13 protein-coding genes are annotated in these 13,508 nt (G+C 71.0%); 9 read left to right on the top strand and 4 right to left on the bottom strand.

Annotated features, from left to right (window positions below; genetic code table 11):
• The first annotated feature begins 79 nt into the window (after nt 1-79).
• Nucleotides 80-1,762 (top strand): tetratricopeptide repeat protein, encoded by a 1,683-nt coding sequence (locus WQO_RS12455; RefSeq protein WP_107115813.1) that lies wholly within the window; start codon nt 80-82, stop codon nt 1,760-1,762.
• An 83-nt stretch (nt 1,763-1,845) separates the two neighbouring features.
• Here the strand turns inward: WQO_RS12455 and hppD are convergent, their stop codons facing one another.
• The gene (gene hppD, locus WQO_RS12460) at nt 1,846-2,991 is read right to left on the bottom strand and encodes a 4-hydroxyphenylpyruvate dioxygenase (protein ID WP_010062083.1); all 1,146 of its coding nucleotides are present in this window, start codon (nt 2,989-2,991) and stop codon (nt 1,846-1,848) included.
• Nucleotides 2,992-3,113: 122 nt separating this feature from the next.
• On the opposite strand from hppD, the gene WQO_RS12465 reads away from it, so the two are divergent.
• From WQO_RS12465 to WQO_RS12500, 8 genes are all read left to right on the top strand, one after another.
• Complete coding sequence (locus tag WQO_RS12465) at nt 3,114-3,587, top strand: Lrp/AsnC family transcriptional regulator (RefSeq protein ID WP_010062084.1); 474 nt, start codon at nt 3,114-3,116, stop codon at nt 3,585-3,587.
• Between the two features lie 43 nt (nt 3,588-3,630).
• Nucleotides 3,631-4,278, top strand: a complete 648-nt coding sequence (locus tag WQO_RS12470) for an ABC transporter permease (RefSeq protein ID WP_010062086.1) — start codon at nt 3,631-3,633, stop codon at nt 4,276-4,278.
• Nucleotides 4,271-5,542: a betaine/proline/choline family ABC transporter ATP-binding protein gene (locus WQO_RS12475; protein ID WP_010062087.1), complete on the top strand. Its 1,272-nt coding sequence runs from the start codon at nt 4,271-4,273 to the stop codon at nt 5,540-5,542. The genes WQO_RS12470 and WQO_RS12475 overlap by 8 nt, the downstream gene beginning before the upstream one ends.
• The gene (locus tag WQO_RS12480; protein ID WP_010062088.1) at nt 5,539-6,408 is read left to right on the top strand and encodes an ABC transporter permease; all 870 of its coding nucleotides are present in this window, start codon (nt 5,539-5,541) and stop codon (nt 6,406-6,408) included. Before WQO_RS12475 ends, WQO_RS12480 begins: the two co-directional genes overlap by 4 nt.
• Before the next feature lie 80 nt (nt 6,409-6,488).
• Nucleotides 6,489-7,379, top strand: a complete 891-nt coding sequence (locus tag WQO_RS12485) for a glycine betaine ABC transporter substrate-binding protein (RefSeq protein ID WP_418082124.1) — start codon at nt 6,489-6,491, stop codon at nt 7,377-7,379.
• A 64-nt stretch (nt 7,380-7,443) separates the two neighbouring features.
• Nucleotides 7,444-8,061, top strand: coding sequence for an ArsR/SmtB family transcription factor (locus WQO_RS12490; RefSeq protein ID WP_010062090.1), 618 nt, complete (start codon nt 7,444-7,446; stop codon nt 8,059-8,061).
• A 46-nt stretch (nt 8,062-8,107) separates the two neighbouring features.
• Nucleotides 8,108-8,302, top strand: a complete 195-nt coding sequence (locus WQO_RS12495) for a hypothetical protein (RefSeq protein WP_010062091.1) — start codon at nt 8,108-8,110, stop codon at nt 8,300-8,302.
• 59 nt (nt 8,303-8,361) lie between these two features.
• Nucleotides 8,362-9,699, top strand: coding sequence for an MFS transporter (locus WQO_RS12500; protein WP_010062093.1), 1,338 nt, complete (start codon nt 8,362-8,364; stop codon nt 9,697-9,699).
• On the opposite strand, the gene WQO_RS12505 is transcribed toward WQO_RS12500, so the two are convergent.
• From WQO_RS12505 to WQO_RS12515, 3 genes are all read right to left on the bottom strand, one after another.
• Nucleotides 9,659-10,447, bottom strand: a complete 789-nt coding sequence (locus WQO_RS12505) for a S16 family serine protease (protein WP_010062094.1) — start codon at nt 10,445-10,447, stop codon at nt 9,659-9,661. The genes WQO_RS12500 and WQO_RS12505 overlap by 41 nt on opposite strands.
• Nucleotides 10,448-10,554: 107 nt before the next feature.
• A complete protein-coding gene (locus WQO_RS12510; protein ID WP_006124906.1) occupies nt 10,555-11,199 on the bottom strand; it encodes an IclR family transcriptional regulator in 645 nt (214 codons plus the stop codon).
• A 510-nt stretch (nt 11,200-11,709) separates the two neighbouring features.
• A complete protein-coding gene (locus tag WQO_RS12515) occupies nt 11,710-13,494 on the bottom strand; it encodes a DEAD/DEAH box helicase (protein WP_073821011.1) in 1,785 nt (594 codons plus the stop codon).
• Between the last annotated feature and the right edge of the window lie 14 nt (nt 13,495-13,508).

Genomic DNA, 13,508 nt, shown 5'->3' on the forward strand with positions numbered 1-13,508 from the left:
CACCCGGGGCCAATGGTGTGAACCCGTGGGCGGGGGCCGATCCCAAGGCGCGGTGTGCTCGTATGACTGACGCAGAGTGATGGCCATGGATGTCATGCCGCAGCAGGGCCCGGACTCCGGCCGGCCGCCCGAGCCGTCCCCGCAGGACCCCTACGTGCTGCCCGCCGAAGGCGCCACCGCCGCACCCCCGCCGCCGCCCACGCTGCGGACGACGCTGCGCCGGGCCGCGTTCGGCGCGGTGGCCGCCGGGGTACTGCTGGCCGGGGCGCTGGTGGCGGTGGACGACGGGGACGAGCGGCCGAAGGAGCCGGGGCCGGTCGAGCGGGCCGAGGCGGCGGCGACCGCGGGCTCCCCGGCCTCGCTCTCGGACCTCACCGCGCTGATCGGAGACCGCCAGAAGTGGGTGGAGTCCCACCCGAAGGACGCCCCGTCCCTGGCGACGCTCGGCACGGCGTACGTGGAGTGGGCGCGGCGCTCGGCGGACACGGCGTACTACGCCCGCGCCGAACAGGCCCTGAAGCGGTCGCTGGAGGCGCAGCCGGGCGAGCGCGGGAACGGGGCCGCGTGGCTGGGTCTCGCGGCCCTGGCCAACGCCCGGCACGACTTCCTCGCGGCGAAGCGGTGGGGCGAGACGGTCAAGAAGCAGCAGCCGAAGGCCTGGAACGTGTACCCGGTCCTCATCGACGCCTACACCGGGCTCGGCGATCAGAAGGCGGCGACCGCGGCGACGGAGACGTTCGGCGAGCTGCGCAAGGGCGTTCCCGCGCTGGCCCGGACCGCCGACCTCTACCGGGGCAACGGCTGGCGCGAGGACGCGCTGGCCACCGCCCGGGAGGCGGCGGACCGGGCGACGCAGCCCGCCGAGAAGGCAGAGGCGCTGCACCGGCTCGGCGAGCTGGCCCGGGAGCGGGGCGAGCCGGAGGAGGCGGTGGCGCAGTTCGACGCGGCGCTGCGCACGGACGCCGCCCAGTACGCCTCGCTGGCGGGCCGGGCCCGGGCCCTGGCGGCGCTGGACCGCACCGACGAGGCGCTGGCCGCGTACCAGAGCGCGCTGGAGAAGCTGCCGCGTCCGCAGTACGCGCTGGAGCTGGGCGAGCTGTACGAGTCGCTGGGGCTGGACGGGGACGCCCGCACCCAGTACGCCAAGCTGCGGGAGATGGTGGCCGCGGCGAAGAAGGACGGGGTCGACGAGTCCCTGGTCCTGGCCCGGTTCGAGGCCGACCACGGGGACCCGGAGGCGGCGGTGGAGCTGCTGCGGGCCCAGTGGCGGGGGCAGCACCGCAGTGCGGCGGTGGCGGACGCCCTGGGCTGGGCGCTGCACCGGGCGGGGAAGTCCGAAGAGGGCCTGGAGTACGCGCAGCTGGCCGCCGACACGGGCGTGCGGAACGCCTCGTACGCGTACCACCTCGGCGTGATCCAGCGGGAGCTGGCGGACTACGGTCCGGCGCGCCGGAATCTGGAGCAGGCCGTGCGCACCGACCCGGCCTTCTCGCCGCTCGCCGCGCCGCTGGCCCAGGAGGCGCTGGACGCGCTGGGCGAGCCGCCGCCGGGCGGACCGGGCGAGACGCAGCAGCCTCCGCCGCCGGCCCCCGAGCCCGAGCCGAAGCCGGCGAAGAAGCCGGAGCAGGAGCGGGACCAGGAGAAGAAGCCCGAGGCACCGGCCCCGGCGCCGTCCCGGACGGCCGCCGTGAAGTCCCCGTCGCCCACCGCGTCGCCCTCCGCTCCGTCCTCCGCGTCGCCCTCGGTGTCGAAGGGTCCGTGAAGCGGAAGCCGTGAACGGCGAACGCCGCCGCGGTCCGGGGTACTGCCCCGGGCCGCGGCGGCGTTCTGCACCGTCCGCGCGGATCAGAGGTTGCCGCGCTTCTCCTGCTCGCGCTCGATCGCCTCGAACAGGGCCTTGAAGTTGCCCTTGCCGAAGCCCATGGAGCCGTGGCGCTCGATCATCTCGAAGAAGACGGTCGGCCGGTCCTGGACCGGCTTGGTGAAGATCTGCAGCAGGTAGCCGTCCTCGTCGCGGTCGACGAGGATCTTCAGCTCGCGCAGGGTCTCGACCGGAACGCGGGTCTCGCCGGCCCACTCGCCGAGGGTGTCGTAGTACGAGTCGGGGGTGTCCAGGAACTGCACACCGGCGGCGCGCATCGAGCGGACCGTGGAGACGATGTCGTTGGTGGCGAGCGCGATGTGCTGGACGCCCGCGCCGCCGTAGAACTCCAGGTACTCGTCGATCTGCGACTTCTTCTTCGCGATCGCCGGCTCGTTGATCGGGAACTTGACCTTGAGCGTGCCGTCGGCGACGACCTTAGACATGAGGGCGGAGTACTCGGTGGCGATGTCGTCGCCCACGAACTCCTTCATGTTGGTGAAGCCCATGACCTCGTTGTAGAAGCCGACCCACTCGTTCATCCGGCCGAGCTCGACGTTGCCGACGCAGTGGTCGATGGCCTGGAAGGTCCGCTTGGCGGGCGGCTCGACGATCGGCTTGGCCGCGGCGAAGCCGGGGAGGTACGGACCGTCGTAGCCGGAGCGCTCCACCAGGGTGTGGCGGGTCTTGCCGTAGGTGGCGATGGCGGCGAGGACGACCGTGCCGTGCTCGTCCTTGACCTCGTGCGGCTCGGTGATGCCGCGGGCGCCGTGCTCGACGGCGTACGCGTACGCGGCCCGGGCGTCCGGGACCTCGATGGCGAGGTCGACGACCCCGTCGCCGTGCGCGGCGACGTGGTCGGAGAGGAAGGTGCCCCACTCGGTGGACGCCTTGATCACGGAGGTGAAGACGAAGCGGGCGGCGCCGTTGGTCAGGACGTAACTCGCGGTCTCGCGGCTGCCGTTCTCCGGTCCGGAGTAGGCCACGAGTTTCATGCCGAAGGCGGTCGAGTAGTAGTGCGCGGCCTGCTTGGCGTTGCCCACGGCGAAGACGACCGCGTCCATTCCCTTGACCGGGAAGCGGTCGGCCTGCGCTGCGGTGTCGGGGCTGGTGTGCAGAGTCTCAGTCATGTTCGAAGGCTCTCCCCGCATCGCAAGGTGCGCAATAGTTCGCGCAATCACTGGTCAATATGTGCAGAGGATCGCCATGATGGCCGGACTATCTGTACAGGCTGACCATCGGAGGCGGGCCCATGGCGATCGATCATCTGGACGGCCGGCTCATCGTGCTCCTCGCACGGGAGCCGCGCATAGGCGTCCTCGAAGCATCCCGGCGGCTCGGGGTGGCGCGCGGGACCGTGCAGGCGCGGCTGGACCGCCTTCAGTCGAATGGCGTCATCCGGGGGTTCGGCCCCGACGTGGATCCGGCGGCGCTCGGCTATCCGGTCACCGCGTTCGCCACGCTGGAGATCAAACAGGGCCAAGGCGCTGCCGTGCGGGCGCATTTGGGCGGCGTACCGGAGGTGCTGGAGCTGCACACCACGACGGGGCACGGCGACATGCTGTGCCGGCTCGTCGCCCGTTCCAACGCCGATCTTCAGCGGGTGATCGACCGGGTTGTCGGATTTGATGGCATTGTCCGAGCCTCCACGGCGATCGTCATGGAGAACCCGGTTCCGCTGCGGATCATCCCGCTGGTGGAACAGGCGGCCGAGGACACCGGCTGAGCCGGAGGGCTCGGCGACACCGACGGAGCCGAGGGAGTGCCGTGTGAGCTTCTGGGAGTATCTGATCACCCGCCACCAGCAGCTCCTCACGGACGCGTTCCAGCACGTCAGCGCGGTCTTCCAGTGCATGGTCATCGCCACCCTGCTGGGCGTGGTGATCGGGGTGGTGAGCTATCGCAGCGGCTGGGGCGGCTCGCTGGCGATCACCTCCACGGCGACGATCCTGACCATCCCCTCCCTCGCCGCGATCGGTCTGCTGATCCCGCTGGTCGGGCTCGGGGTCGCCCCGACCGTGATCACCCTGACGCTGTACGGGCTGCTGCCGATCGTCCGGAACTCCATCGTCGGGCTGCGGGGCGTCGATCCGTCGCTGGTCGACGCGGCGACGGGCATCGGGATGTCGCGCACGGCGCGGCTGCTCCGGGTGGAGCTGCCGCTCGCCTGGCCGCCGATCCTGACCGGGATCCGGGTCTCCACGCAGATGCTGATGGGCATCGCCGCCATCGCCGCGTACGCCTCCGGGCCCGGTCTCGGCAACGAGATCTTCCGGGGCATCGCCTCGCTGGGCAGCGCCAACGCGATCAACCAGGTGCTCGCGGGCACGCTCGGCATCGTCATCCTCGCCCTGCTCTTCGACGCCGCGTACGTCCTGCTGGGACGGCTGACCATCCCGAGGGGGATCCGTGCCTGAGACCGAGACCGACGCCGCCGTCACGACGGAGGAGAGGCCCGCGTCCGCCTCCGGGGCCACCATCCAGCTGGAGAACCTCACCAAGAGCTATCCGGGGAACCCGAACCCGGCCGTCGAGAACGTCTCGATGGAGATCAAGGCGGGCGAGACCGTCATCTTCGTGGGCCCGTCCGGCTGCGGGAAGTCCACCACGCTGAAGATGATCAACCGGCTGATCGAGCCGACCTCGGGCCGGATCCGGATCGACGACGAGGACGTCACGGACATCGACCCGGTGAAGCTGCGCCGCAAGATCGGGTACGCCATCCAGTCCTCCGGGCTCTTCCCGCACATGACGGTCGCGGACAACATCGCCCTGGTCCCGAAGATGGTCGGCTGGTCCAAGTCCCGGGTGAAGGAGCGGGTGGAGGAGATGCTCGACCTGGTGGGCCTGGACCCGCGCGAGTTCCACGGCCGCTATCCGCGCCAGCTCTCCGGCGGGCAGCAGCAGCGGGTGGGCGTGGCGCGGGCGCTGGCCGCCGACCCTCCCGTCCTGCTGATGGACGAGCCGTTCGGGGCGGTCGACCCGATCACCCGCGACCACCTCCAGGACGAGCTGATCCGGCTCCAGCACGAGCTGCACAAGACGATCGTGTTCGTCACCCACGACTTCGACGAGGCGATCAAGCTGGGCGACCGGATCGCGGTGCTGCGGGAGCGGTCGCACATCGCGCAGTTCGACACCCCCGAGGCGATCCTGACCAACCCGACGGACGACTTCGTATCGGGTTTCGTCGGCGCGGGCGCGGCCCTCAAGCGCCTCAACCTCACCCGTGTACGGGATGTGGGCATCGCGGACTTCCCGACGGTGACGGTCGAGGACCCGCTCCAGACGATCTTCAACAAGCTGCGCAACGGCCCGCACAACGAACTGCTGATGCTGGACCGGCGGAACCGCCCGTACAAGTGGCTGCGGCGCGGCGATCTGATGCGGGCGCGCGGTTCGCTGGCCCGGGCCGGACAGCTGGTGCACGACACAGTGACCCGGGACGCCACGCTCCACGACGCGCTGGAGGCGGTGCTCACCGACAGCGGGGGCCGGGTCGCGGTGACCGGGCGGCGCGGCGAGTTCATCGGGGTCGTCGACATGAAGACGCTGATGGACAACGTGCAGGAGCTGCTGGAGGCGGACCGGCTGACGGCGATGGAGCACCAGCACGAGCTGGAGGAGCAGCGGGTCCACCGGACGGAGCAGGAGCTGGAGGGGGGTGGCGGCGGAGTATGAGCCCCAGCCATCAGTCCGGCTCCGGCAAGGGTCCGGCCGCCCCGGCCCGGCCGCCGGGCGAACACGACGTCAAGGGCCACGCGTTCCACGACGAGGAGAGCGACCCCTCCCCCGCCCCGGCCGCGCCGCAGCGCCGGATCACCTGGCGGAAGCTGGTGCTCCTGCCGGCGGTGCTGGCGGTCATCCTGGTCATCACGTACGTCTGGATCACCAACATCCACCTGGACTCGATCGCGGAGAACTCCCTGTCCGGCGGCAACGTCCAGCTGCGCTGGTGGCAGCACGTACGGCTGACGGCGATCTCGACGTTCTGGGTGCTGATCATCGCGATCCCGCTCGGTATCGCGCTGACCCGGCGGCGGCTGCGGAAGGCGGCCCCGGCGTTCACGGCGCTGGCCAACATCGGGCAGGCGACCCCGGCGATCGGTCTGCTGGCGCTGCTGGTGATCTGGCTGGGCATCGGCCCGCGGACCGCGATCATCGGCATCGTGATCTACGCGGTGCTGCCGGTGCTCTCCAACACGGTGGCGGGCCTGCGGGCGATCGAGCCGAACATGATCGAGGCGGCGCGCGGGATGGGGATGTCCGGGCGGGGCGTCCTGCTGAAGGTGGAGCTGCCGCTCGCGGTGCCGCTGATCCTGGCGGGCGTCCGTACGGCCCTGGTCCTGAACGTGGGCACGGCGACGCTGGCCACGTTCGGCGGGGGCGGCGGGCTCGGCGACCTGATCACCTCGGGGATCCAGACCCAGCGGATGCCGGTGCTGATCATCGGCTCGGTGCTGACGGTGGTGCTGGCGCTGCTGGTGGACTGGCTGGCCTCGCTGGCCGAACTGGCGCTGACGCCGCGCGGGCTGGAGGAGCGGTGAGAAGCACGAGGAGGAGACTGCTGCTGGCGGTGGTGCCGGTGCTGCTGCTGGGCGGCTGCGGGCTCAAGAGCGGTTCGCCGATGGTGGACGACGTCTCGCCGGGGTCGGTCGGGCAGGGCGAGCCGTTGAAGGGCGCGACGCTGACGGTGACGTCGAAGAACTTCAGCGAGAACATCATCCTGGGCCAGATGACCGGCCTGGTCTTCAAGGCGGCCGGGGCGGAGGTCCTGGACCGGACGAACCTGCCGGGCTCGATCAGCGCCCGCGAGGCCATCATCAACGGCGACGCCGACGCCCAGTGGGACTACACCGGCACGGGCTGGATCACCTTCCTGGGCCACGCGGACCCGATCGTCGACCCGAAGAAGCAGTACGAGGCGGTCCGGGACGAGGACAAGGGCAACGGCGTGATCTGGCTGCCGCCGGCCCCGCTCGACAACACGTACGCGCTGGCGATCAGCAAGAAGAACAACGCGAAGTACCAGCTCAAGACCCTCTCGGACGTGGCCGCCCTCGCGAAGAAGGACCCGGGCGCGGTGACGATCTGCGTGGAGAACGAGTTCGCCTCGCGCGACGACGGTCTGCCGGGCATGGAGAAGAAGTACGGGATGAAGATCCCGGCGGGGAACATCCAGAAGATGGACGCCGGAATCATCTACACCCAGGTGTCCGGGTCCACCTCCTGCCTGCTGGGCGAGGTGTACACCACCGACGGCCGGATCAAGGCGATGAACCTGGACCTGCTGGAGGACGACAAGCACTTCTTCCCCAACTACAACGCGTCCGCGGTCGTCCACGAGGCCACCTTCGAGAAGTACCCGGTGATCGCGGAGCTGCTGGACCCGCTCGCCCGGAAGCTGACGACGGAGGTCGCGCAGACGCTGAACGCCAAGGTGGACGTGGACGGCGAGGATCCGCACGAGGTGGCGAAGGAGTGGCTGGTGGAGGAGGGGTTCATCAAGGAGGAGTGAGTTGCCAAGAGGTCGTTGCAAAAAAACCCTTGCAAAGATCTCTTTGCATCTCTACTGTCGAAGCATGACGGAGAACGAGGACGCCTCCCGCCCCTACCGCCACGACGGCACGGACCGCAGGATGCACAACGTGGACGCCCGCACGCTGCGCAGCCTCGCGCACCCGCTGCGGATCCGGCTGCTGAACACCCTGCGCGAGTTCGGTCCGGCCACCGCCTCCAAGCTCGGGGAACGGCTGGGCGAGTCGAGCGGCGCGACCAGCTACCACCTGCGCCAGCTCGCGGAGGCCGGACTGGTCGAGGACGCACCGGAGCTGGGCAAGGGCCGCGAGCGCTGGTGGCGGGCGGTGCACGAGGGGTCGATCTTCGAGAGCGCGGACTTCCTCACGCACACCGATCCGGAGGTGCGCGGAGCCATCGGCGTGGTCCTGCACGAGGTGGCCACGACGCACGCCCAGGAGCTGAACACCTGGCTCGGCACGATGAGCGAATGGCCGCAGGAGTGGCGGCAGAGCTCGGACATGAGCGACTTCAAGGTGCGCCTCACCCCCGAGCTGGCTCGGGAGCTCTCGGCGAAACTCCACGCAGTGGTGGAGAGCTACCGCGATGTGGTCCCCGAGGACACCGAGGGCTCGGCCGTCGTCCGCACCCATCTGCACACGTTCCCGCGCCCCTCCGAATGACGGCGCCGCACACCACCATTCCCCACCACCCGAAGGGAAGCCCGTTATGCACGCCGACGTCCACCACCTCCTGCACACGGCCGCATCGGCCGAACTCCGCTCCAGGGCAGGCGAGTTCCGCCTCCCCCGCGCCGGCCTGCGCACCCGGGTCGGCTGGGCCCTGGTCGAGGTGGGCCTGCGACTGACGGCCCAGGGCCGTGACGCGGCCGCACCTCGCGCCGCCGCCTTCCGTCCGGCGTAACCACCGGCCCGGGGGAACCATCGACCCGGGGCATCGATCGACTCGGGGGAGAAAGAACCATGGGGAACCGCACCCCGCTCGCCGCCACGCTCGCGGCCAACTCCATTTCCACCGCAGGCACTTCACTGACGCTGATCGGCGTCCCCTGGTTCGTCCTGGAGACCACCGGGAGCGCGGGCCGGGCCGGGGTGGTCGCGTTCTGCGCGACCCTGCCGATCGTCGTCGCCGCGCTGACCGGCGGACCGGTCATCGACCGGTTCGGCCGCCGCCGGACGGCCATCGTGTCCGACGCCGTGTGCGCGGCCGCCATCGCCGCGATCCCGCTGCTGCACTTCGCCGGCCTCCTCGACTTCTGGATGCTGTGCGCGCTCATGGCGCTCAACGGGTTCTCCCACACCCCGGGGAACACCGCGCGCTACGTGCTCATCCCGGACCTGGCCGAGCACGCCGGGACCACGCTCCCCCGGGCCGCCAGCCTCTTCGACGCGGTCTCGCGCGGGGCCCGGATGGTCGGCGCGGCCCTCGCCGGGATCCTCATCGCCTTCGTCGGCGCGGAGACGGTCCTGCTGCTGGACGCGGCGACCTTCGGGCTGTCGGCCCTGCTGATCGCAGCGGGGGTACGGGGCGTACGCGCGGCCGAACCACGGAAGGCCGAGGCCCCGGTCTCGCTGCGCGCCTACGGCACCGAACTCCGCGAGGGTTACGCCCACGTGCTCGGCAACCGGCTGCTGCTGGCGGTCGTGGTCATGGTGATGTTCATGAACGGCACCGACCAGGGCTGGTACGCCGTACTGCTGCCCGTGCACGCCGAGGCCGAGCTGGGCGGCGCGACCCACATCGGACTGCTCACCGCGCTGTTCGGCGCGGGCGGCCTGACCGGGGCGCTGCTGTACGGGGCGGTGGGCCACCGGTTCCCGCGCCGGGCGGTGTTCACGGTGTGCGTGATCCTGTGCGGCGCACCGAGGTTCCTGGTCGCGGCGGTGACCGGGACGACGCTGCCGCTCGCGGTGACGATGCTGCTCGGCGGGATCGCGGGCGGCGTGCTGAACCCGATCCTGACGACGGTCGTCTACGAGCGCGTGCCGGACCGGCTGCGCAGCCGGGTGTCGGGGGCGCTGACGGCGGGCTCCGAGTTCGCGATGCCGGTGGGCGGGCTCGCCGCCGGGCTGCTGGTGGAGGGCGTGGGGGCGACGGGGGCGCTGCTGGCGATGGGCGGGGTCTACTTCCTGGCGACGCTGAGCCCGCTGGTGTTCCCGTCCTGGCGGACGCTGGACGACGTGCCGGGGGCGGAGACCGTACAGAAGGCACCAGGGCCGGAGCCCGTACCGTCGGCACAGGCACCGGCACCGGCACCGGTCAGCAGCTCGGGAGCTTCCCGCCCGACTCCAGGGCCTTGAGCGAGCCGACCGCGTCCTTCAGCGTGGAGACGGGCACGATCCGCAGCCCGTCGGGCCGCTCGGCCTCCGCCTGACGGCACTCGGCCTTCGGTACGAGGAAGACGCTCGCCCCGTCGCGGTGGGCGCCCTGGACCTTCATCGACACGCCGCCGACCGCGCCGACCTTGCCGTCCGCGGTGATCGTCCCCGTACCGGCGATGGTGCGGCCGCCGGTGAGATCGCCGCCGGAGCCGTTGCCGTCGAGCTTGTCGATGATGCCGAGGGAGAGGAAGAGCCCGGCGCTCGGGCCGCCGATGTCGCCGAGGTCCACTTCCACCCGCATCGAGCCGAGGTCGCGGTCCAGGTAGTTCAGGGCGGCGTCGACGGCGACGTTCTGCGACTCCTTCATGTCGTCGAGGTTGTGCTTCTCGATCTCCTTCTCGGAGCCGCCGGTGGGGTAGACCGCGTCGCGCGGCATGACCGCCCGGTCGGTCCGGAACCAGCTGTCGAACACCTCACCGATGCGGACGTCCGCCTTCGGCCCGGTGGCGAGGATCGTCGTCATCCGCAGCTGCCCGTCGGTGGGCCGGGTCTCGGCGCCGCTGATGGTGATCACCGGTCGCCCGTCGTCCTTGCCGAGCACGTCCGCGGTCACCCCGGGCCGCGCCAGGGTGAACGGCAGCGGCGCGAGGGCCGCCGTACCGAACAGGGCGAGGACGGGAAGTGCGCAGAGGGCGAGGACGCGGGGGCGCGAGAGACGAGAGAGCACGCACCCAATCTAACCGCCGCGCCGGAACGGGAACGCGCCAGGCGTACGCCGCCCCGCGCGCTCCGACGCGTGCGCATCCACGTACCGGAGGCGTACGGTCACCCCGCCTACCGCAGCGCGTCCGCCACTTCCCGGGCGGCGTCGAGCACGCGGGGCCCGACCCGTTCCGGTACGGCGTCGGCGAGCATGACGACACCGACGCTGCCCTCGACGCCCGAGACCCCGACCAGGGGTGCGGCCGCCCCACTGGCACCGGCTTCGAGTTCGCCGTGGGTGAGGGTGTAACCGGGGTGGCCGGCCTCGGTGGCCTGCCGGGCGGACAGGATGGCCCGGCCCGCGGCGCCCCGGTCCAGGGGATGGCGGAAGCCGGCCCGGTAGGCGACGTGGTAATCGGTCCAGGTGGGCTCGACCACGGCGACCGCGAGGGCGTCGCTGCCGTCGACGAGCGTCAGGTGGGCGGTGGCCCCTATGTCCTCGGCCAGGGAGCGCAGCGCGGGCAGCGCCGCTTCCCGGACGAGCGGGTGGACCTGCCTGCCGAGCCGCAGCACACCGAGGCCGACCCGGGCGCGGCCGCCCAGGTCGCGGCGTACCAGGGCGTGCTGCTCCAGGGTGGCGAGCAGCCGGTAGACGACGGTCCGGTTGACACCGAGCTTGTTGGACAGCTCGGTCACGGTCAGGCCGTGGTCGGTGTCGGCGAGCAGTTTGAGGACGCGCAGTCCTCGGTCGAGCGTCTGGGAAGTCTCCGCTGTCACGACGCCCTCTCCTCTTCGGGGTGAGCGACGACGGCCCTGCTCCGACGGTAGCGACGCCGGTCCCAGCGGCGACGCACGGAGAGGCCGCCGGTCTGGCAAGGCACCGGCTGCGCTCCGCGGCGGCGTTGCCACGGGGCGTTCATATGGCGGGGACAGTAGCGAGCCAGTCCGCTCAGCGGAAGTCCTCGTCCAGAATCCGGTCCCCGGACCTGAGGCACCGGAGCGGCGCGCGCATAAGGGCCGGTCAGCGGGACGACGTCCGGAAAGCGAACATCTACGCGCGTTCACGTGTCACGACACCGCCGATCCCATCCGTCCACGGATGTGAACCGACGTTAACTGCGTGTGAACGGACACCGGAGAAATTTCCCGGGCCCGAGGCCCGGAAACACCGCCGGCCCCCCAAGGGGGAGCCGGGTAACACCGTCGGCCCGTACGGAGGTTGGGACCTCCGTACGGGCCGACGGGAACAACAGGAACAGCGGGCCGACGGGAACGATCGGCCGCGGGTCACCTCATCCGCGTCGCCCACTCCTGGACCTTCGCGATGCGCGTCTGGATCTGGTGGGCCGTGGCCTCGGCGCTCGGCGGGCCGCCGCAGACGCGGCGCAGTTCGTTGTGGATCACGCCGTGCGGCTTGCCGCTCTGGTGGGTGTAGGCGGAGACCATCGTGTTGAGCTGCTTGCGCAGGCTGAGCAGCTGCTTGTGCGTGACCACGGGCCGGGCCTCGGCGGGCTTCTCCAGGAGGTCGGCCTCCTCGGCCGGCTTCTGGCGGCTGTGCGCGATCTGCCGGCTCTGCCGCTTCTGGAGGAGGAGCTGCACCTGGTCGGGCTCCAGGAGGCCCGGGATGCCGAGGTAGTCCTGCTCCTCCTCACTGCCCGGGTGGGCCTGCATGCCGAACTCGGCGCCGTCGTACAGCACCCGGTCGAAGACGGCGTCGGACTCCAGGGCCTCGAAGGGCAGCTGGTCCTCGGTCTCCTCGTCCTCCAGCTTCTCGGCGTCGGCGAGGAGCTTGTCCTCCTCCGAGAAGGGGTTCTCCTCGTCGCTGCCCTTCTTCGGCTTGTCGAGGACGTGGTCGCGCTCGACCTCCATCTCGTTGGCGAAGTCGAGGAGCATCGGGATCGTCGGTACGAAGACGGAGGCCGTCTCACCGCGCCTGCGGGACCGCACGAAGCGGCCGACGGCCTGGGCGAAGAAGAGGGGCGTGGAGATGGTGGTCGCGTACACGCCGACGGCGAGGCGCGGCACGTCGACCCCCTCCGACACCATCCGGACCGCGACCATCCAGCGCGACTCGTCCGCGCTGAACTGGTCGATCTTCTTGGAAGCGGCCTTCTCGTCGGAGAGGACCACGGTCGGCGTCTCGCCGGTGACCTTCTTGAGAATCTTGGCGTACGCGCGGGCGGAGTCCTGGTCGGTCGCGATGACGAGGCCACCCGCGTCGGGGATGCCTTTCCGGACTTCGGTGAGCCGCTTGTCGGCGGCGGAGAGCACGTTGGGGATCCATTCGCCGGTGGGCGCCAGCGCGGTGCGCCAGGCCTGGCCGATGGCGTCCTTGGTCATCGGCTCGCCGAGCCGGGCGGCGATCTCGTCCCCGGCCTTCGTACGCCAGCGCATGTTGCCGCTGTAGCTGAGGAAGATGACCGGACGGACGACGCCGTCGGCGAGCGCGTTGCCGTAGCCGTAGGTGTAGTCGGCCGAGGAGCGGCGGATGCCGTCGTTGCCCTCCTCGTACTGGACGAAGGGGATGGGGTTGGTGTCCGACCGGAACGGCGTACCGGTCAGCGCGAGCCGCCGGGTCGCCGGGTCGAACGCCTCCTGGCAGGCCTCGCCCCAGGACTTGGAGTCACCGGCGTGGTGGATCTCGTCGAGGATGACGAGCGTCTTGCGCTGCTCGCAGCGGTTGCGGTGGAGCATCGGGCGGACGCCGACACCGGCGTACGTCACGGCGACCCCGTGGTACTCCTTGCTCAGCGGACCGGCGCTGTAGTCCGGGTCGAGCTTGATCCCTATCCGGGCGGCCGCCTCCGCCCACTGCTTCTTGAGGTGCTCGGTCGGGGCGACGACGGTGACCTGCTGCACGACATGGTGGTGCAGCAGCCACGACGCGAGGGTCAGCGCGAACGTGGTCTTGCCGGCGCCGGGCGTCGCGACGGCGAGGAAGTCGCGCGGCTGCTCCTGGACGTACCTCTCCATGGCGCCTTGCTGCCAGGCTCGCAGCTTGTTGGCGGTGCCCCAGGGGGCACGGCCGGGGAAGGCGGGTGAGAGGTGGTGGGAGGCGGTGGTAGTAGTCACGGTCTCCGGTTCGG

The sequence above is a fragment of the Streptomyces globisporus C-1027 genome, assembly GCF_000261345.2.
Lineage (GTDB): Bacteria > Actinomycetota > Actinomycetes > Streptomycetales > Streptomycetaceae > Streptomyces > Streptomyces pakalii.